We start from the raw sequence: 20,513 nt of genomic DNA, 5'->3' as shown, positions 1-20,513 counted from the left end.
TTCGGGTACCTAATGCGCATTGCATATTTCATCAATCAGTATCCCAAAGTCAGCCATAGCTTCATTCGACGCGAAATCCTGGCGTTGGAACGCCTGGAAGTCGAGGTTCAACGCATTGCCTTGCGTGGTTGGGACGCTGACCTGCAGGACGCCGAAGATATCAGTGAGCGCGATAAAACCCGTTACGTTCTGCAAGAAGGCGTCAAAGGGCTGCTAAAGCCAGTACTGCAGGTGTTGCGCAGTCGACCGCAACGATTTTTTTTGACCTTGTGGCTGGCCCTGCGCATGGGCCTGCGTGCCGATCGCGCCTGGCCTTATCATCTGGTCTACCTGGCCGAGGCGTGTCGCCTGCTGCAATGGTTGCAGGCTGATGGCGTCGAACACGTGCATGCGCATTTCGGCACCAACTCCACCGAGGTGGTCATGTTGGCAAATGCGCTTGGCGGGCCTGCCTACAGTTTTACCGTGCATGGGCCGGAGGAGTTCGACAAACCGCAGTTCCTCCACTTGGGCGAGAAGGTTCGACGCGCAGCCTTTGTAGCCGCCGTAAGCTCATTCGGGCGCAGCCAGCTGTTTCGCTGGGTAGCGCACCGGCACTGGGAAAAAGTGAAGGTGGTGCATTGCGGTCTTGAGCCCGCGTTTCACCAGATTTCTGCGGTTGCGGCGCCGTCAGTGCCGCGCCTGGTTTGCGTAGGCCGCTTGTGCGAACAGAAGGGCCAGCTTTTTCTACTGGAGGCTGCGCGGATACTGGCTGCACAGTCGTTGGCATTCGAGATCGTTCTGGCTGGCGATGGGGAAATGCGTGGGCAGATCGAAGCCCTGATCGCTGAACATGATTTGCAGGCGCATATACGCATAACCGGGTGGATCAGTAGCGCTCAGGTCCGCGAAGAAATGCTTGCCGCCCGTGCCTTGGTGCTGCCCAGCTTCGCCGAGGGCTTGCCGGTGGTGATCATGGAGGCCATGGCGTTACGCCGGCCGGTACTCACTACCTATGTCGCCGGGATTCCCGAACTGGTTCGCCACGGCGAGAATGGCTGGCTGTTTCCTGCAGGCGCTGTAGACGAATTGGCTGCTGCGATGGCGGACTGCATTGCGCAACCTGTCGAGGTATTGCAACGAATGGGTGACGCGGCTTATCAGCGCGTGCTGCAGCGGCATGATATCGATACCGAAGCGGCAAAGTTGCTCAGTTACTTCAAGGCTTATGCATGATTACGTTATTGACTGGGTTGCTTGGCGGGTTCTTGGGGGCATTGGCGATTCTTGCTCTGTTGCCGGTGTTGGTGCTGTTCGCGCAGGTTCTGCTCGCCTGTCTGCCTGGGCCACCTGCCGCGCAATTGAGCCGTTCACGGCCGCGTATAGCGGTTTTGGTGCCTGCGCACAACGAGTCGGCAATCATACTCAAGGCCCTTGAAAGCATTCACGGTCAGTTGCAGGAAGGCGATCAATTGCTGGTGGTTGCCGACAACTGCACGGATGACACCGCCGCGCTGGCCCGTTCAGCGGGAGCGCAGGTGGTTGAGCGTCAGGACGCACTGCGTCGGGGCAAGGGGTATGCGTTGGATTTTGGCGTGCGCCATTTGGCCGAGACGCCGCCGCAGGTGGTGATCATAGTCGATGCCGATTGTGAGGTAGGTGAAGGTGCCATCGATCTTCTGGCCCGCAGTTGCGCCGGCACTGGTCGGCCGACGCAGGCGCTGTATCTGACCCGCGCGCCGGCGGGCGCCAGTCTTAAGGTTCAGGTTGCCGAGTTTGCCTGGAGGGTGAAAAACCTGGTGCGGCCGCGTGGTTCGGCGCGCGTTGGCTTGCCCTGTCAACTGATGGGCGCGGGAATGGCGATCGCCTGGGAGGATCTGGCGCTGATCGACTTGGCCAACGGTCATCTGGTGGAGGACATAAAAATGGGCGTAGATTTTTGCCAGAACGGCAAGCCGCCGTTGTTTTGTCCTGCCGCACAGGTAACCAGCTACTTTCCAGGCAGCGATGAAGGCCTGACCTCTCAGCGTACGCGTTGGGAGCATGGCCACCTGGGTATGCTTCTGGGCGATGCGCCAAGATTGATCCTGCAGTCTATTGCCCGGCGCAATTGGAACCTGCTGGCCATGACCGTCGACCTGATGGTGCCGCCGCTCGCGTTGTTGGTGCTGGCGTTGGTGGCTATCTTCAGCGTCTCGTGGTTGGCATTCGCGCTTTTCGATGTACTGGCCCCGGCGCTTATCGCGACGGCCGCGATAGTCATGCTGGGTGCTGCGGTTCTGTTGGCGTGGAGCCGGTTTTCTCGCGAAGTCATCGCCTTTTCAGTGCTGTTGTATGCGCCGTTCTATGCGGCAAGAAAAATACCGTTGTACCTGGGCTTTCTGATCAAGCGCCAAGTTGAATGGGTGCGCTCAAAACGGGATGACAGCTAATGACCGAGACCGCGCAGAAAAGCTGGAAAAGGATTATCGGTAAGCTTCGGGTGGTCCGTGATCCTGGAGACAAGCAAGGACTGCTTCAAGCCCTGGCCGACCCCGAGGTGCCGACAGTGCTTGGCTTCGTCAATGCCCATGCCATGAACCTGGTAGCAGATCATGCCGACTACACCAACGTTCTTTCAGCCGCCGATGTGTTGTTACGCGATGGTATCGGCATGGCAATACTGTTCAGGCGCCTGGGCCTGGACCCCGGCTTGAACATGAACGGCACCGACTTCATCCCAGAATTACTCACGGCATTCAAGGGCCGACGTGTCGCGTTCTGGGGCACGGAAGAGCCATTTTTGAACCAGGCAGTGCAGCGCTGCGAAAGCCAATTCGGCGTGGAGGTTGTATCGGTTCATCATGGGTTTGCCGAGGTGGACACCTACCTCTATCTGGCTCGGCACCTGCAGCCGCAGTTGATTGTATTGGGCATGGGCATGCCCCGGCAGGAAGTCGTTGCGGCGCGGTTGACGGCGGTAGGTGTGCCTTGCTTGATCGTGTGTGGCGGCGCGATTCTGGATTTTCTTGGTGGCAAGGTCACCCGGGCACCGCATTGGCTTCGTAAAGTGGGCGGCGAGTGGGTCTTCCGTTTGTTGCGCGAGCCCAAGCGTTTGTTCATGCGCTATGTGGTCGGCAACCCAGTGTTTCTGCTGCGTATGCTTTTTTGCACAAAAGCGGCGATGAAGGATGATCGACGCGCACCCAGGCTTTTCTAGGGCGGCTGGTTATCTACGATTGCGGGACTGGATAAAAGCGCTTGGCAAGGCAGAATCAGCCCGCGAGATCAGCAATGTGCTGCTACAGTGATATCAAACGCTCCTTCATGGTCGAGAAAGGTTTGGCGGCGAAAGAGCAGTTTTATAATTATTAATTTTTCTAATAAAACCGCACTTGGTTTTTAGTATTTCTTTGGTTGTTGAAAAGCGTTAGGCATCTCACGTCATTGAGGTTTGATAATGGTTTTCGAGCCCAGAAGTAGCCGCTCATTGCTCCAACGAAGAAGCAGTGTCAGTAACGCCATTCAAGCGGGCCTCGACGGCGTGGCGGTGACCGGTGTGGCCTGGTACCTGATCTATGACCAGATCGGATATATAACCTCTGACTACGTCATCATGCTGCTGTTGTTGATTGGCGCATTGGCCGTCATCTATGACCATTACGCCATTTATCGCAGCAATGTCGGGCTTTCCATTAAAGCCTTCAGGCTTTTCAAGGCATGGTCGGCAACCTTTTGTTTTCTTGTGGTCATGGCCTTTCTTACCAAGCAAAGTGAGAAGTATTCACGAATGCTGGTGGGTGAGTTGTTTGTCATTGGCTATTTTGTTCAGCTGCTTCTGCACTTTGTTGTACGTGAGGTGCAAAAGAAGTTTTTGGCGCATTCCTATCGGCAGGAGAACGCGCTGATTATTGGCGCTGGCGATTTGGCGAATTTTCTGCACTTAAAAATAAGTAATAATCCCTGGTTTGGTGAACGCGTTGTTGGCTGTGTTCTGGTGGGTGAGGGCGAAGATAATACAAAGATGAATGCGGAGGGAAAGCAGCGATTGTCGGTATTGGGGCATATTGCTGATCTTGATGACATTGTCGTCCAACATGCGATTAGAACCGTGTACCTGGTAACGCCGTTAAGTGGCTCGGCAGTTATCAATGACGTTTATCTGAAACTGCTCGACAAATGCATCGCAGTCAATTGGGTGCCCGACATCTTTTCGCTGCGCTTGATCAATCACAGCGTGCGTGAAATCTCCGGAATACCGGTGCTGACGTTGTCCGAAACGCCGCTGACGGGCACCAGCCTGTTTTTGAAGAACCTCGAGGACAAGGTGCTGGCGGCACTCATCCTGCTGATGGCATCGCCTGTGCTGCTGGCCATTGCCGCGTGTATCAAACTCGATAGCCCGGGGCCGGTGTTCTTCCGCCAGGAACGCATGGGCTGGACAGGGGAATCCTTCCGTATCTGGAAGTTCAGAAGCATGTTTGTCCATCAGGAAAATGGAGAGGTCAAACAGGCGCAGAAGAATGATTCGCGGCTGACCAGGGTTGGAGCTTTTATTCGCCGCACCAGCCTTGACGAGCTACCCCAGCTGTTCAACGTACTGATGGGTGAAATGTCACTGGTAGGGCCGCGCCCCCACGCGCTGCAGCACGATACCCAGTACTCCCAGGACATCGTTGACTACTTTGCCCGGCACAACATCAAGCCGGGCATGACCGGGCTCGCCCAGGTTCGTGGGTTCAGAGGCGAAACCAAGGAAATCGAGCAGATGATCCAGCGGGTCGACTCGGATATCGAGTACATCAACAACTGGTCGTTGTGGCTGGATTTCGTGATTCTGGTACGGACCCTGAACGCCTTCACCGGCAAGCAGGCTTACTAGTGCGTCGATGATTCCTACCGGCCCTCTGCGCGTCCAGGCGCAGGGCCTGGATAAGATCCACAATGGGGTGGACCTTATCGTCACAGTGCAGGGCCATGTCATTCAGGTTGCTCAGGCGCCTTTTCAAACATCGATTTCTGGTACAGGTTGTACGATAGCAAGCGGTTTTTGATCGCGGTGAACTCGTCGCCTACCACCGGGTGTGGGACCTTTTCGTGCGGATCGACCTCGATGTTGTACTTGGTGATGGTGTCTGAGCTGTACTCGTAGATGTATTTGTACGGATGCTCGACCAGCGCGGAGGACAGCTGGTCGAAGAACGTGGACATGAAGTACGCGCGCTTCTCTTGCGCCCTCAGCAAGCTGACGCCTTGGACATTGATAGCAGCATCGGTCAGGCCAAAAAAGTCGGCAATGGTCGGGGCGATATCCACCTGGTGACTGGTGCTCGAAGTGTTCTTGGGCAGGACATTGCCTTTGGCCCAGAAGATCAACGGTACGGTAACTTCTTCTTCATGCATTGAAGAGTTGTGAATGAATACGCCGTGTTCGCCAAACGACTCGCCGTGGTCACCGACTAGCACAAACAGGGTCGAGTCGAGAATACCAGCCTGATCGAAGGTATCCAGCATGTCACCCAACAGGGTGTCTGTTTTTGCTATGCAGGTTTCGTATTGGCCAATCGCTGCCTGGGGCGTTGGGTCGTTGCTGCAGTTGTATGGGTAGTGGGCTGCCATCGGGAAATAAAGTGCGACAAAACCTTTGCCTTGCTTGTTGATATCAGCCAGGTGCGCAGCACTGGGGGAGAACAGATATTCGTCGCTTTCACCGAAGCTGTTGTTGTTTTGTGCGTCGGTTTTGTTCGGAATCATGTCGGCGACCGCATGGGCGTTCGGAACACCGATCGATGACAGAAAGCCATCCATGTTCTCAAACTGAAGAAACAGGGAGCTGAAGGCAACGGACTCCATGTTTTTTTGCTTTTTCAGTTCGTGGATGATGCTCGGTTGATAGAGGTGCATGGCCTCTTTGATCTCAATGTCCGGGTAGGCGTGGAGTCCGGTGAAGATCGAATAATAGCCCTTGGAGGAGTGAGGCACTGATACATATGATTTAAACAGCATCCCTTCCTGAGAGAGTTTTTCGAAGGTCGGGTATTGTTCAGCGGTTTTAACGCCCGGGCCAAAAATGCTGTTCCAGCGCACTGACTCCAGCACGATATACACGAGGTTCTTGAATTCTGGCATGGGCTGGGTATGCAGTTTTTGCACTGCATTAATTGCGGATAACGGGTACGCGGGCTGTTCGAACGCGGGCAGGGTTTTATGCGGGTTGGCAGTCAGGGATATGCTGCTTCTGAGTGTCGCAACCAACGGGTTGACCAGAATATTCTTGTTCAGGTCGTAGCGCACATCACCGGCATAAATTGACCACAAGAACAGGCTGACCAGAAGCGCTGCAAAAGCAGTTGCGTAGTGACCTTTCTTCGCGGGGGTAGCGCTCGAGTTCCGTTGTAGCTTATACGTCGCAAGGCCGACGAGACTCCAGCTGCCGAGGTAGGCAAGAAAAACAACGAACAGGATGAATCGGAAGGTATAGCCAAAGCCTGAAGACTGTTTGAAGAATATTTCAGCACCCGAGAGTAGGTTGCTCGAGTTTTCCAGACTGTATTGTATAAGCTGCAGGTCTAGAGGTTTAAGCCAAAGCTGGCGCACGCGCATGTCCACTAACAGGCCCAAGAGTACGACGCCCGTGAAAAGGCTGACTGCAAAGAAATAGTATTTGTTTCTTTTTATCAAGGTGACGGCGGCAACGTAAATGACCGCCGCCAACAGCACATCTTGCAATAGGAATAAAAAGATACTGGCCGCCCCAGTATCAATCCAGCGATAAGAGAAAAATTCTATCAGGATGATTTTCGGAACAAGTAAAAGCGAAACAGCAAGAAGGACAGTGATATGTAATAAGTATGGTCTCTTCCACATCGTGTTTAGCCCCTGGATTCTTAGAGTAAGTGTGGCAGTCGAGGCGCAAGACAAGCACGCGCCCTCGATCGACAGCGCCTCGACTTAATCAACTTAAGCATCCAGTCTCTGTTTGGGCAAGCACACCCAGGGCTTGAGTGAGCAGGGTAGAGCTCACGACTGGCTACAGCACCTGAGCATGCAGGGCACGGAAGTTTGCGGATTCCTCAACCAGCCAGTCATGTACCGCCCGGGCGCTTGGATGCGCCAGGCCACCGGGCGGATACAGCAATACATAGCGCTTGTGATTGGCCACCGGCAGGCCGAACGGTACGATCAATGTGCCGCGCTCCAGTTCGTCATTGAGCAGCGTACGCCGGGCGATGGCCACGCCGATTCCGGCAATGGCGGCTTCAATGGTCAGGTGATTACGGTTGAACGTATGCCCACGGCGTACGTCCAGACCACTTGCGCCAATACCCTCCAGGTAAAATTCCCACTCGGCGTACTCCGAACTGCCGCGCCAGGCGGTGATGTCGTGCAGCAATGGATAATGCACCAGATCGTTCGGGCCATGCAGGGGCGGGCGGCCCCGCAGCAGTGCCGGCGAGCAGACCGGGAAGATCTGCTCATCGAGCAGCGGCGTTGAATGCATGCCGGGGTAGCTACCGTCATTGAGGTCGATGGCCAGGTCGAAATCGCCTTCATGCAAGGCCTGGCTACTGTCCTCGGCAACCAGGCGCAGTTGAATATCTGGATAGCGTTGCTGCAGGCGTGGCAGGCGCGGCGTCAGCCACTTGGCCAGAAACGATGGGATCGAGCGCAGGCGCAAAGTGCCACGGATTTCGCCAGCGTCCAAGCGCACCAGTTCCGCGTCGATGCTGCCATAGGCTTCGCGGACCGTCAGCGCCAGGCGCTGGCCTTCGGCACTTAGCTCAACACCGCGGGCCCGACGCAGAAACAAACGAAAGCCCAGGCGCTCCTCCAATTGACGAATCTGCTGGCTGACCGCCCCCGGCGTGATGTGCAGCTCTTCGGCGCAGCGGGTGAACGACAGGTGGCGCGCGGCACAGGAAAACACGTTCAGCCAGACATACATCTGGCCATTCATTTGTCGTCTCATCGTTTAGTTCTGCTAAAGGCTTGCTTAGGAATTTTCGTTGGTCAATGCCATCGAGTCCGGGCAGTATCGCGCAACTTCGCGACACCCTTCAATTTTTTCACACCACCTCAGCATGGCATTCGTCGCTTGAGCGTGCAGGCATTAGTATGGCTATCAGTGTTTTCGATCTTTTCAAGGTGGGTATCGGGCCATCGAGCTCTCATACCGTGGGCCCGATGCGGGCGGCGGCGACCTTCGCACAAACGTTGCGCGAGCAGGGGCTGTTGGAGCAGGTCAGTCGCGTAGAGGTTCGTTTGTACGGCTCGCTTTCGGCTACCGGGGTGGGCCACGCTACCGACCGCGCTACTTTGCTTGGCTTGATGGGTGAGTGGCCCGACCAGATCGAACCGCAGCGCATTGAGCCGCTGATCAAGCAGTTGCTCGACACTCAGGTACTGCAACTCGATGGCCGTCACCCGGTTGCCTTCGCGTGTGATCGTGACTTGTTGCTGCTCGATGAAAGCCTGCCATACCACCCCAATGCCATGACCCTGGAAGCCAGCAGTGCAAGCAAACTGTTGCTGCAGCAAACCTATTACTCGGTGGGCGGTGGATTTATTGTCGAAGCGGGGCAGTTGGCCAGCGGTGATGGCAATGTAGATCAGTCGGTGCAGTTGCCCTATGACTTCAGCAGCGCAGCACAGCTGCTGGCGTTATGTAAACAGCACAAGTTGCGCGTCAGTGAACTGATGATGGCCAATGAACGAGCCTGGCGTACGGAGGCTGACGTTCGCAGCGGCCTGCTCGAACTCTGGCGGGTTATGCGCGAGTGCGTCGACAATGGCCTGCGCAACGAGGGCGTTCTGCCGGGTGGGCTTAAGGTCAAGCGTCGCGCTGCCAAGCTGCACCGTAGCCTGCAGGAGTTGGGCAAGCCGAATGTGATCGGTTCGACGTTGGGGGCGCTGGAGTGGGTCAACCTGTTTGCCTTGGCGGTCAACGAAGAGAACGCTGCCGGCGGGCGGATGGTGACTGCACCTACCAATGGTGCGGCCGGGATCATTCCGGCGGTGCTGCACTATTACATGAAGTTCAACCCCGATGCCTGCGACAGCGATGTGGTCGACTTCCTGCTCAGTGCTGCTGCCGTGGGGATCCTGTGCAAAAAGAATGCATCGATATCCGGTGCTGAAGTGGGTTGTCAGGGGGAGGTGGGGTCTGCGTGCTCCATGGCTGCAGCAGGGCTTGCCGAGGTGCTGGGGGCCACGCCGATGCAGCTGGAAAACGCAGCGGAAATCGCGCTGGAGCATAATTTGGGTCTGACCTGTGACCCAGTCGGCGGGCTGGTTCAGGTGCCGTGTATCGAGCGTAATGCGATTGCTGCGGTCAAGGCCATCAACGCTGTGCAGATGGCGTTGCGCGGTGATGGTGAGCACTTCATTTCCTTGGACCGGGTTATTCGAACCATGCGTGATACAGGGGCGGATATGCATGCCAACTACAAGGAAACCTCGCGTGGTGGCTTGGCCGTGGCTTTTGTCGAATGCTGAAGCCAGTCTGCGCCGCGATTGACCAGTGCCTGTTCTGAGTCATGTTTGGACTGAAACGGCCCTTCCCATGCTTACGCTGCGACGCTAGTGTTAACACTCTCGCGCCAGGCCCTTTTGGCTTGGGCACCGCAAAGGAAGCTGCTGCAGATGAGCGATTCGACCGTCCACGCCGAGCTGGGTGAGATTCCCTACACCGTCAACCTGTCTGCTGGTGCCCATCAGTGGCTGGCGGATGAAAATCAGGCGCTTGGTGGCCACGATACTGGCCCCAACCCTCATCAGTTGCTCCTCTCGGCGCTGGGTGCATGCACTGCGATTACACTGTCGATGTATGCCAAGCGCAAGGAGTGGCCGCTGCAGCATGTGCATGTGCAACTGGATATTGTCAAAGAAGAGAAAACCACGCCCATGCGCACCGAAATCAAACGTGTCATTGAGCTACACGGTGATCTCGATGCGGCGCAGCGTGAGCGTTTGCTGGGAATCGCCAATGCCTGTCCAGTGCACAAGCTGCTCAGTGGCAGCATTGTCATAGACAGTAAGTTGAGTGACTAGCGCACTTCGTTGTTGAACTTGACGAAGCTGTGGCGCATGTCGGTGGCCCAACTGTCGAGTACCGGCTTGACGTCCTCCGTGCTCAGTTTGGTGGCGTCGTTTTCCAGCTCCCTGCCAGCGCCTTTGCGTACCACTTGGGCGACCACGGTGTTGCTGCCACCGTCGAGAAACGCCGCTTCGGTGGCGATTTCCACATCTTGGTCGCGGCCCCCTCGTCTATAACCGCTGCGCCGAGGTCGGCCAGTTTGATGGCAGTTATGACGAGGTGCGGTTGGTGGTCGAGGTGCCTGTGAAACGCTGCTGAGTGCGGGGCAAGCGAACTTCCACCTCTAGACCGGCAGGCTCAGTCCTTGACCAGCGCACGCAGTGCAGCCTGGGCTTGCGGGGTGTGCAAACGCTCGATGAACAGCAGGCCTTCGCGGCGTACGCAGGCATCCAGTTCTTGGCGGTGTGTGTCCTTGAGTAAGCGTTTGCTGACCCGCAACGCTTCCTGCGGCAGGCTTTGCAGGCGCTGGGCCAATTGTACGGCAGCGTTCAGGCATTGCTCGCCGTCGTCATGCAGCTCATTGGCCAGCCCCCATTGCAGCGCTTGCTCACCATTGAGCAACTCATTGCACAACAACAACCGCGCAGCGCGGGCATGGCCAAGCAGTCGTGGCAGCAACAGGCTGGAACCGAATTCCGGGCATAATCCCAGGGGTACAAACGGCATGCGCAGTTTGGCTGTACGGCTGACCAGCACCTGGTCGCAATGCAGCAGCAGGGTAGTGCCGATACCAATGGCAGCCCCGGAAACTGCGGCAATCAACGGCTTGTCCAGTGCCATGACAATGCGCATCAGGCGAAACACCGGGCTGTCCATGTCGCTGGGTGGGTTGTCGAGAAAGTCCTTGAGGTCATTGCCTGCGCTGAAGCACTGGGCACCACCGGTGATGATGATGACGTCTACCCGTGGGTCTTCATCCGCCGCCAACAGCAGGTCGGCCAGTTGGGTATACATTGCACTGTTCATGGCATTGAGCTTGTCTGGCCGATTGAAGGTCAGGGTCAACAAGCCGTTGTTCAGGTCGTGAATTATCAGGTTGTTCATGGCAAGCCTTTGTTGTTCTTGTCGTTGGATTCAGAAAGTGGGTGGTGTGATCACCCAGATCACCACAGCATCGACTTCGCCTGGGTTGCCGTAACGGTGCGGCTCCTGGCTGGAGTAGCTGAAACTGTCGCCTTCGTTGAGCTGGAAGTAACGCTCACCCACCCAAAGCTCGAAACTGCCGGACAGCAGGTAGCCGGCTTCTTCGCCATCATGGCTGTAGCTTTGTTGGCTGTAGGTGCCAGGCGGGAAGCGCGAGTGGAGCATTTCCAGCTCGCGGTTGGGCTGCGGGGTCAGCAACTGATCAACAATGCCATCTTCATAATGCACGCTCAGGCGGCTGTTTTTGCGCACGACATAGCCGTTGTCCTGCGGGTCGGTGCTGGTCTCGCTGGCAAAAAACCACTGAATGGTCACGCCCAGGCTGCGGGCGATGTTGAACAGCGCCGGAATCGAAGGGTAGGACAAATTGCGTTCAAGCTGGCTGATGTAGCCTGCGGTCAACTCGCTCTGCCGGGCCAACTCTGCCAGGGTCATGCCCCGGCGTTTACGCAGGCCGCGAATGCGGGTGCCGAGAAACTGCGGGGCACCAGTGCCATCCTGATGGGGGACGGCGCTGGCGTGCGGCATCTTGCTGCTGTTGCTCATGGGGTGCTCCGAACCGCACGCTGCAAAGCCCCGGAGTATAAACAGGCTCAGAGCGTCCAGGCGACCTTCAATCCTTCGTAAATGGCCTCTTCGGCAGTGCGCGGGGCCAGGCAGTCACCGATACGCTTCACTTCCACCAGACCTTCAAGCTCGTCGACCAAGGTATCGACCGGCTGATGACCCTGGCACAGCACCAGGGTATCGATGTTCTCGAAGATCATCGGCTCGCCGCTGGCGGTGTGTTGCAGGTACACAGTGTTGTCATCGCATCCGTAGAGGCGGGCGTAAGGGGTGATGGCAATGCCGAGTTTATGTAGCTCTCCGGCCATCTGGTCGCGCACGTACAGCGGCAGGCTTTCGCCGCAGTGCGTGCCATTGACGGCCAACTGCACCTGATGCCCGGCACGTACCAGGCGTTCGGCGATGCCAGGGCCGATCCAGTCACAGCGCCAGTCCACCACCAGCACTGAGCGGCCAAGGCTGACTTCATCACGCAGCACCTGCCAGGCGTCGACCACCTGCAGTTCACCACCGCGCTCGAAGGCCGGCCAGTAGGGTTCGGCACCGGTAGCAACGATTACCACATCCGGTTTTTCACGCTCAACCAGGGCACGATCCACGCGGGTGTTGCGTAGCACCTCGACACCGGCCAGTTGCATCTCCCGTTGCAGGTTGGTGCTGGCGCCGCCGAATTCGGCGCGTCGCGGCAGCAATTGCGCCAATTGCACCTGGCCGCCCAATTGCGCACTGGCTTCGTACAGGGTGACTGCATGCCCACGGGCGGCGGCCACCGCGGCGGCCTTCATGCCAGCCGGGCCACCCCCGGCAACCATCACGCGTTTGCGCATTGGCGCAGTTTGCAGTTGACCGAATTGCTGTTCCCGCCCGGTTTCCGGGTGCTGAATGCAGGAAATCGGCAGGCCGCGGTGAAAGTGGCCGATACAGGCCTGGTTGCAGGCAATGCAGGCGCGAACATCCTCGGCATGGCCGCTGTCGGTCTTGTTCGGCATCTGCGGGTCGCAGATGAGTGCGCGGGTCATGCCGCAGACATCGGCCTGGCCACGGGCAAGAATCAGTTCAGCTTCCTGGGGCTGGTTGATACGCCCGGTGACGAACAGGGGAATTGCCAGGCTGGCCTTGAAGGTGCCGGCTTCACGGGCCAGGTACGCAGCTTCGATGGCCATCGGCGGGACGATATGCACGGCGCCCCCGAGCGAGGCCGAAGTGCCCGCGACGATATGCACATAGTCCAACGCCGTTTGCAGTGCCTGCACCGCGGCCAAGGATTCGTCTTCGTTCAGGCCTTCGGCATCACGCTCGTCGGCGCTGATACGCAGGCCGATGATGAAGTCAGGCGAGGTCGCGGCGCGCACTGCAGCAATCACTTCACGGACAAAGCGCAAGCGCTGTTCAAGCTCGCCGTTATAGCCATCGGTGCGACGGTTGACCCGAGGGTTGATGAACTGCGCGGGCAGATAACCGTGGCTGGCGACCACTTCCACGCCATCGAGCCCGGCCTGGTGCAGGCGGTGGGCGGCATCGGCGTAGCCCTGGACGATTTCGTCGATCATCGCCTGATCCAGGGCGCGCGGCATGACCCGGAAGCGTTCATTGGGCACCGCCGAAGCGGAGTAGGCCACTGCCAGCAGGCCATCGCTGGACTCCATGATTTCCCGGCCGGGGTGAAAAATCTGCGACAGCACCACGGTGCCATGGGCATGGCAGGTGTCGGCGAGGCGACGGTAACCCTCGATGCAGGCATCGTCGGTGGCCATCAACACATGGGAGGTGTAGCGCGCACTGTCGTGCACTCCGGCCACTTGCAGCACAATCAGGCCTACACCGCCTTCGGCGCGGGCCTTGTGGTAGGCGATCAGGCGTTCGTTGACCAGGTTATCGGTGGGGATCGAGGTGTCGTGTCCGCTGGACATAATGCGATTCTTCAGGCGTTTGCCACGGATGTGCAGCGGTTCGAACAGGTGCTTGAAGGTCGACATGGCGTACAGGCTCCAGCGGGTTGTAGTTTTTATTTTTCTATAAAAGTGTACCAGCAGTAAAAAATCAACTTGTTTTTTTACTGGCCATTGACTAGTTTTCGATGCACCCCGAGTCCTGGGGCGAACCTCACCAACAACAAGAAAAAGGACCGCGCCCAGCGCGGTACCAGCATGAGGAATCACCGATGACATCGAATCTGCTCAAACTGTCACCCTGGCTGCTCGCCTTTGGCCTTGGCAGCGCCCAGGCGGCGCCGGACATGGTCGTGGTCGCCTACGGCGGTGCCGGCCAAAAAGCCCAGGATGCGGCGATCTTCCAGCCATTCAGTGCCCAGGACGGCAGCAAACTGATCCAGAGTGAATACAACGGTGAAATGGCCCGGATCAAAGTGATGGTCGATACCGGCAACGTCGACTGGGACCTGGTGCAGATCGAAGGCCCGGACCTGATGCGCGGCTGCGAGGAGGGCATGTACGAACACCTCGATTGGGCAAAGATGGGTCGTGCCGAGCAACTGATTCCCGATGCCGCCCAGGAATGTGGCTCGGCGGTACTGGTGTGGAGCGTGGCGATTGCCTACGACCGCAATAAACTCGCTCAGGCGCCCACCTCATGGGCCGACTTCTGGGACGTGCAGAAAACTCCCGGCAAGCGCGGCCTGCGCAAGCGTGCGGTGTATAACCTGGAATTTGCCCTAATGGCCGACGGGGTCAAGGTCGAGGATGTCTACAAGGTGCTGGCGACCAAGCAAGGTGTCGACCGCGCCTTTGCCAAGCTCACTGAGCTCAAGCCTTATATCCAGTGGTGGGAAGCCGGTGCGCAGCCGGCGCAGTGGCTCAGCGCTGGTGACGTGGTAATGACCTCGACCTACAGCGGCCGGGTTGCGGTCGCGGCCCAGCAGGGCAGCCCCATGGCGCTGGTCTGGCCGGGTAGCCTGTATGGCATGGACTACTGGGCGATCATCAAGGGCTCCAAGCATGTCGATCAGGCCAAACGCTTGATTGCCTTCGCCAACCAGCCTGATACCCAAGTGCGTTACGTAAATGAAATCCCCTATGGGCCGACCAATACGGTTGCAGCCGCGGAGCTGGATCCGAAGCTGGCCAACTGGGTGCCCACCTCCAAGCAAAACCTTGAGGGGGCCCTGGCGATGAACGTCGAGTTCTGGGTCGACCACGGTGACGAATTGGAAGAGCGCTTCAACGCCTGGGCCAGCAAGTAAATGCCGATGGCTGGACACCGGCAGGTGTCCAGCCCTATTGTCTGGCCAGCCCTTACCTGAGAACAACAACAATGACGCCGACTGAAAACGAATTGCGCCTGCGCGAAGAACTGGCGGCCTGCTACCGGCTGATCGCGCACTTTCGCATGACCGATTTGATCTTCACCCATATCTCGGTACGCATTCCCGGCCCCGAGCATCATTTCTTGATCAACCCCTATGGCTTGATGTTCGATGAAATCAGCGCCTCCAACCTGGTCAAGATCGACCTGCAGGGCAATGCCGTAGAGCCTTCGGCCTATCCGGTCAATCCGGCCGGCTTCGTCATCCACAGCGCCATACATGGTGCCCGGGAAGATGCCCAGTGCGTGCTGCACACGCACACCAAGGCAGGTTGCGCGGTAGCAGCGCTCAAATGCGGGCTGCTGCCGGTCAACCAGATCTCCATGGAGTTCTATGGCAGGGTCGCGTATCACGACTACGAGGGCGTAGCCCTGGACATGGACGAGCAGCAGCGCCTGGTTCACGACCTTGGCGACAAGTCGGTACTGATGCTGCGCAATCACGGCCTGCTCACCGTGGGTGAGAGCGTCAGCCAGGCGTTCCTGCGCATGTACTACCTTGAAAAAGCCTGCGAAATCCAGCTCGCGGCGCAAGCTGCGGGTGAGATTATGTTGCCCTCGGACGCGGTCTGCGCCCATACCGAGCGCCAGTTCAACGAGCCGGCCCGGGTGCTCAAACAAGGGGAGTTGAGCGATCCGGATGGCATGCAACTGGCGTGGGCGGCGTTGCTCAGGCTGCTCGATAGAGTGGCACCCGGCTATCGCGACTGAGTGGGAGTTGTTGTACAGTTGTTCAACAGTGTCGAGGGGCACCCGCAGGAGCGGACCTGCCTTGCGATCACACCCATTCCCACGAGACCTGCCCATGTCCCAGGAAGCCCGTTACAGCCGTATGGTGCCGGAGTTGCGCAAGGCCAATCTGGTCGAAGCAACCCTGGTATGTTTGAAACGCCATGGCTTCCAGGGCGCGTCCATTCGCAAGATATCGGCCGAGGCGGGTGTGTCGGTGGGGCTGATCAGTCACCACTATTCGGGTAAGGATGAGTTGGTAGCGGAGGCCTACATGGCCGTTACCGGACGCGTCATGGGGCTGATCCGCGAAGCAATGGCCCAAGCCGCACCCAATGCTCGCGAGCGCCTGTCGGCGTTCTTTCGCGCATCGTTCTGCGCCGAATTGCTCGACCCGCAACTGCTCGATGCCTGGCTGGCATTCTGGGGCGCGGTGAAAACCGCCGAGGCCATCAACCAGGTGCACGACCACTCCTACGGTGAATACCGCAACGAACTCGGTCGCCTGTTGGCTGACCTTGGAGCACAGGAGGGTTGGCAGGCCTTCAATGCCGAACTGGCTGCCATTAGCCTGAGCGCCTTGCTCGACGGCCTATGGCTGGAATCCGGGCTCAATCCCGGCACCTTCACGCCCGAACAAGGCGTGCAGATTTGCGAGGCTTGGGTCGATGGTCTGCAAGCGGGCGGCCGTAAGCGCTTCACCCTGACAGAGGGCTGTTGATCGATTGTTCAGTAATGGGTACGCTGCTGTCGCGAGTTAAATAACAACGACTATAAAAGAGACAACACGCAATGACGCCTCGGGTACTGGTCGTCGACGACGATCCGCTTATTCGCGACTTGCTGCACGCCTACCTGTCCCAGGAAGGCTACGACGTTCACTGCGCCGACACCGCCGAGCAAGCCGACAGTTTTCTCGCCAGCCACAGTGTTGACCTGGTGATGCTCGATATCCGCCTGCCGGGAAAAGACGGCCTGACCCTGACCCGCGAACTGCGCGTGCGCTCGGAAGTCGGCATCATCCTCATCACCGGACGCAACGACGACATCGATCGTATTGTCGGCCTGGAATGTGGTGCCGATGATTATGTGATCAAGCCGCTGAACCCCCGTGAACTGGTATCACGGGCCAAGAACCTGGTACGCAGAGTGCGTCATGCCCAGGCTTCAAAACCGCTGGCTGCCAGCAGCCATGCACTCAAACAGTTCGCCGATTGGGCGCTAGACACCGATCGCCGCCGGCTGATCGATCCGCAGGGCGGCGAAACGCTGCTCACCCATGGCGAGTTCCAGTTGCTCAGCGTGTTCCTGCGCAACAGTGGCCACACCCTGAGCCGCGACCAGTTGATGGACCAGATCCGCAACCGTGAATGGGTCCCCAACGACCGCTCCATCGACGTGCTGGTCGGGCGCCTGCGGCGTAAGCTGCATGATGACCCGGCCGAGCCACAGCTGATCATTACTATTCACGGCGCCGGCTACCTGTTCACCGCCAGCGTCGCGGCCTGAGCACCATGCTGCGCTGGTGGGGCCTGGCAGCCCTGTTGCTGGCACCGCTACTGCAGGCTGGCGAACGTATTCGTTATTGCGACTACCCGGTGTATCCACCGATTTCCTGGAGCGACGGCAAGCAAGTGCGTGGGCTGGCGCCTACCGTGGTGCGCGAGTTGTTCGGGCGCCTGGGCTACGAGGTCGAGATGGTCGTGCTGGGTAATTGGAAGCGCTGTCTGCTGGACGCCGCCGAAGGCCGCGTGGATGTGGTGCTGGCCTACAACAGTGAGCAACGCGACCAGAGCATGCGCTTTTCCAGGGTGGCGGTGCTACGCGAAGAAGTCGCGGTGTTCGTCAACCGTCAGCGGCCGGTAAAATTCCAACGCCTGCAGGACCTGGCAGGCTACCGTGGCGGCTTGTTGTTTGGCGAAAGCTACGGTCCTGAGTTCGACCAGTTTATTGCACGGCAGCAGAACATCGAATGGGTGTCGTCCAGCCAGCAGAACTTCGGCAAATTGATTCGCGGGCGAATCGATTTTGTCATTCAGGAACGTCGCACCGGGCAACTGTTCATCGAACACCTGGCCGGTGCCGAGGACATTCAGGCGCTGCCAGCAGCCCTGAGCGTGGATTACCTGCGCGTTGCGGTGTCGCGCCATTCTCCCTTGAGTCAGCACATGGCACAGATTGATGAGCAATTGCAACGCATGACTGACGCGGGCGAGATTGAGCGCTGGCTGCACCAGAGCGAAGTAACCTACCGTGACATGATCAACTTGCCGGCAGATGCGCGATGATCCGCTTGCAGCCTGATGGCCTGCTGCGTCGGCTCCTGCTGTTTATTCTGTTGTTCAGTCTGTGCTTTACCGTCGTGGCCAGTACGGTTCAGTTGTATTTCGAATACCGCCGCGAGATGCGTGATATCGATGCACGCATGGCGTTGATTCGCGTCGGCTACCTGGCCAGCCTGGAGCGCAGCCTGTGGGACCTCAACCAGGAACAGATCAGTGTGCAGCTGCGTGGTCTGGTGGACTTCTCCGACGTGGCCCGGGTGCGTCTGATCAGCACCGATTTCAACCTGCTCCAAGGTGAAGCCAATCCGCCGGGGCCGCTGCGTGTTGAACGATTCCCGCTCGACTTCCAGCCACCCTCGGGGCCTTTGCGTCACCTGGGCGAGCTTGAAGTCAGCATCGACCTGGGCGCTGTGCATCGGCGCTTGTTCGCCACCGGTCTCATCAGCCTGTTATGGATGAGTGTGTTTCTGTGCGGCCTGGCGGTGGCCTTGTCGTGGCTGTTCTATCGTTTGGTCACCCGTCATCTGCAGGTCATGGCCGAGTTTGCCCGGCGCGTGGGGGCCGGCGACTGGCAGGAACCGTTGCGCCTGGACAAGCGTCGCTCGACGCGTTTCGATGAAATCGACACCGTGGCGCATGCGCTGGACGATATGCGTCGAGCCATTCTCAGTGATATCGAACGGCGCGAAGTTGACCGCCTGGCGTTGCAGGACAAGCGCGATGAACTGCAAAAAATGGTCGAACGTCGTACCGCCAGCCTCATGCACGCCAAGGACGAGGCAGAAGCTGCGAACCTGGCCAAGTCGCGCTTTCTGGCGACCATGAGCCACGAACTGCGCACACCCCTCAATGGCATTCTTGGCATGGCTGAACTGCTGCGGGGCGCCGAGTTGAAGAGTCAGGACAGTAAACGTTTGGATGCCTTGTACAAAGCCGGTGAAGGGTTACTCACCATTCTTAACGAGGTGCTGTACTTCGCGCGCCTGGAAGAAGGCGAAAGCCATCCTGAGCCTGTCGATTTCTCCCTGCGCCAGCTGTGCGACGAAGTTCTGACCCTGCTCGAACCCAGGGCGCTTGCCAACGCCAGCACGCTTGAATATGACATCGATCCGGGGCTGGCCGCACGTCAACATGGCGCCGAGCAATTCCTGCGTCAGGTATTGAGTAACCTGCTGGCCAACGCGATCAAGTTTACCGAGCAAGGCAAGGTCAGCCTTGCGGTCGAAGTTATCGGCGAGCAAGACGGCAAGCAACAGCTGCGGGTGAGTGTCACCGACAACGGTATAGGGATTGCCGAGGCCATGCAGGCGAAGATCTTCGACCGTTTCACCCAGGCCAGCGAAGCCGTGGCACGGCGCTATGGCGGTACCGGCCTGGGGTTGGCGATCAGCAAACACCTGATAGAGCAGTTGGGCGGCAAGATCGGTTTGCGCAGTACTGAGGGGAAGGGCAGCTGCTTCTGGTTCGAACTCAGCCTTGCCCCCGGACAGCAACAGGTGCTGGCGCCGCCAGCGACGCCAGTGGTTGCGGCCCTGGATGTGCTGGTGGTCGAGGATGTGGCGTTGAACCGTGACGTGGTTCAGGGATTGCTCAAGCGCGATGGTCATCGAGTCTGGCTGGCAGAAGATGCCGAGCAGGGCATGGCATCGTGCAGCCAGCAGCGATTCGATCTGATTCTTCTCGATGTGCATTTGCCCGGTATCAGCGGTGTCGAGCTTTGTCGCAGGCTTCGTGCGGCGCCGGGGCCGAACCGTCACTCACGCATACTGGCGCTGACCGCCAGTGTACAGCCAGCGTTGGTGCAGGAGTTCCTTGAGGCGGGCATGCAGGGGGTGCTGGCCAAACCACTGAAACTGGAAAATCTTCGCCAGGCATTGGCTGCCGAAAGACCAGTTCCTGTGGCTGATGTCGAGGACCTGGACCTCGACCAGTCGCTGTTGCAGACCCATCGAGAACTGCTCGGGGAGCAAAAGCTGCAGGGATTGCTGGCGGTGTTGCAGGGCTTGATTACCCAGCATCAAAGCGCGCTGGCCGAGGCGCTGGCCGCGCAGGACTGCACCGAGGTTGGGCACTTGGCCCATCGCCTGGCGGGCAGTAGCGACTCGCTGGGGTTCTGTGGCCTGGCGCGGGTGTTGCGCGCCCTGGAAGAGGCGGCAATGGCACGCGATGCAACCGCGCTGGAGCGCTTGCAGGGATCGCTAAACGCGCAGATTCAGCGAGCCCTGGAGGTGCTTGCGCAGTTGATTGAACGCTGATGTACAAAAAACTTACGACTTTTTACATCTTCGATCTTTACGTACAACCGCACCTTACATTGCTTTCCAATAATCGACGCTAACCGCTGCACGCGGTCTTCGAAGCTTATTGGAGATAATAATAATGAACTGCCGTAAAGCTGATCCGTCCCCGCGCCA

General features: G+C 58.3%; 16 protein-coding genes and 2 pseudogenes. 12 read left to right on the top strand and 6 right to left on the bottom strand.

Features of this window, described 5'->3' with window-relative positions; translation table 11 throughout:
- The first annotated feature begins 12 nt into the window (after positions 1–12).
- The 4 genes from H8F21_RS03605 (at position 13) to H8F21_RS03590 (ending at position 4,840) form a co-directional block, all read left to right on the top strand.
- On the top strand, positions 13–1,215 hold the full coding sequence (locus H8F21_RS03605) for a glycosyltransferase (protein WP_203479287.1): 1,203 nt from the start codon (positions 13–15) through the stop codon (positions 1,213–1,215).
- 8 nt (positions 1,216–1,223) lie between these two features.
- On the top strand, positions 1,224–2,411 hold the full coding sequence (locus tag H8F21_RS03600) for a glycosyltransferase family 2 protein (protein WP_413243029.1): 1,188 nt from the start codon (positions 1,224–1,226) through the stop codon (positions 2,409–2,411).
- The gene (locus H8F21_RS03595) at positions 2,411–3,178 is read left to right on the top strand and encodes a WecB/TagA/CpsF family glycosyltransferase (RefSeq protein ID WP_203479285.1); all 768 of its coding nucleotides are present in this window, start codon (positions 2,411–2,413) and stop codon (positions 3,176–3,178) included. The genes H8F21_RS03600 and H8F21_RS03595 overlap by 1 nt, the downstream gene beginning before the upstream one ends.
- A gap of 240 nt (positions 3,179–3,418) precedes the next feature.
- Positions 3,419–4,840, top strand: a complete 1,422-nt coding sequence (locus tag H8F21_RS03590; protein WP_203479284.1) for an undecaprenyl-phosphate glucose phosphotransferase — start codon at positions 3,419–3,421, stop codon at positions 4,838–4,840.
- 98 nt (positions 4,841–4,938) lie between these two features.
- On the opposite strand, the gene H8F21_RS03585 is transcribed toward H8F21_RS03590, so the two are convergent.
- A complete protein-coding gene (locus tag H8F21_RS03585; RefSeq protein ID WP_203584065.1) occupies positions 4,939–6,825 on the bottom strand; it encodes an LTA synthase family protein in 1,887 nt (628 codons plus the stop codon).
- A gap of 163 nt (positions 6,826–6,988) precedes the next feature.
- On the bottom strand, positions 6,989–7,927 hold the full coding sequence (locus H8F21_RS03580) for a LysR substrate-binding domain-containing protein (protein WP_203479282.1): 939 nt from the start codon (positions 7,925–7,927) through the stop codon (positions 6,989–6,991).
- A 146-nt stretch (positions 7,928–8,073) separates the two neighbouring features.
- Between H8F21_RS03580 and H8F21_RS03575 the strand changes: the two genes are divergently transcribed.
- Together H8F21_RS03575 and H8F21_RS03570 are read left to right on the top strand one after the other, a co-directional pair.
- Positions 8,074–9,453, top strand: a complete 1,380-nt coding sequence (locus H8F21_RS03575) for an L-serine ammonia-lyase (protein WP_203479281.1) — start codon at positions 8,074–8,076, stop codon at positions 9,451–9,453.
- Between the two features lie 147 nt (positions 9,454–9,600).
- A complete protein-coding gene (locus H8F21_RS03570) occupies positions 9,601–10,008 on the top strand; it encodes an OsmC family protein (protein ID WP_203479280.1) in 408 nt (135 codons plus the stop codon).
- Here the strand turns inward: H8F21_RS03570 and H8F21_RS03565 are convergent.
- The 4 genes and pseudogenes from H8F21_RS03565 to H8F21_RS03550 form a co-directional block, all read right to left on the bottom strand.
- Positions 10,005–10,220, bottom strand: a pseudogene (locus H8F21_RS03565) (DUF3313 family protein); the annotation flags it as partial. The gene H8F21_RS03570 and the pseudogene H8F21_RS03565 overlap by 4 nt on opposite strands.
- Positions 10,221–10,351: 131 nt before the next feature.
- Positions 10,352–11,098: an enoyl-CoA hydratase gene (locus tag H8F21_RS03560; protein WP_203479278.1), complete on the bottom strand. Its 747-nt coding sequence runs from the start codon at positions 11,096–11,098 to the stop codon at positions 10,352–10,354.
- Positions 11,099–11,128: 30 nt separating this feature from the next.
- Positions 11,129–11,718: pseudogene (locus H8F21_RS03555) on the bottom strand (cupin domain-containing protein); the annotation flags it as partial.
- A 72-nt stretch (positions 11,719–11,790) separates the two neighbouring features.
- On the bottom strand, positions 11,791–13,740 hold the full coding sequence (locus H8F21_RS03550) for an oxidoreductase (RefSeq protein WP_203479277.1): 1,950 nt from the start codon (positions 13,738–13,740) through the stop codon (positions 11,791–11,793).
- A 185-nt stretch (positions 13,741–13,925) separates the two neighbouring features.
- On the opposite strand from H8F21_RS03550, the gene H8F21_RS03545 reads away from it, so the two are divergent.
- From H8F21_RS03545 to H8F21_RS03520, 6 genes are all read left to right on the top strand, one after another.
- Positions 13,926–14,963, top strand: a complete 1,038-nt coding sequence (locus tag H8F21_RS03545) for an ABC transporter substrate-binding protein (RefSeq protein WP_203479276.1) — start codon at positions 13,926–13,928, stop codon at positions 14,961–14,963.
- 71 nt (positions 14,964–15,034) lie between these two features.
- Positions 15,035–15,796 (top strand): class II aldolase/adducin family protein, encoded by a 762-nt coding sequence (locus tag H8F21_RS03540; protein ID WP_203479275.1) that lies wholly within the window; start codon positions 15,035–15,037, stop codon positions 15,794–15,796.
- 94 nt (positions 15,797–15,890) lie between these two features.
- Positions 15,891–16,535: a TetR family transcriptional regulator C-terminal domain-containing protein gene (locus H8F21_RS03535; RefSeq protein WP_203479274.1), complete on the top strand. Its 645-nt coding sequence runs from the start codon at positions 15,891–15,893 to the stop codon at positions 16,533–16,535.
- A 71-nt stretch (positions 16,536–16,606) separates the two neighbouring features.
- Positions 16,607–17,323: a response regulator gene (locus tag H8F21_RS03530; protein ID WP_203479273.1), complete on the top strand. Its 717-nt coding sequence runs from the start codon at positions 16,607–16,609 to the stop codon at positions 17,321–17,323.
- Between the two features lie 5 nt (positions 17,324–17,328).
- Positions 17,329–18,102 (top strand): substrate-binding periplasmic protein, encoded by a 774-nt coding sequence (locus H8F21_RS03525; RefSeq protein ID WP_203479272.1) that lies wholly within the window; start codon positions 17,329–17,331, stop codon positions 18,100–18,102.
- Positions 18,099–20,354: an ATP-binding protein gene (locus H8F21_RS03520; protein ID WP_203479271.1), complete on the top strand. Its 2,256-nt coding sequence runs from the start codon at positions 18,099–18,101 to the stop codon at positions 20,352–20,354. The genes H8F21_RS03525 and H8F21_RS03520 overlap by 4 nt, the downstream gene beginning before the upstream one ends.
- Positions 20,355–20,513: the final 159 nt, after the last annotated feature.

Origin of the sequence: Pseudomonas arcuscaelestis (assembly GCF_016881005.1) — a bacterium.
Lineage (GTDB): Bacteria > Pseudomonadota > Gammaproteobacteria > Pseudomonadales > Pseudomonadaceae > Aquipseudomonas > Aquipseudomonas arcuscaelestis.
This window is presented reverse-complemented; position numbering and strand designations above follow the sequence as displayed.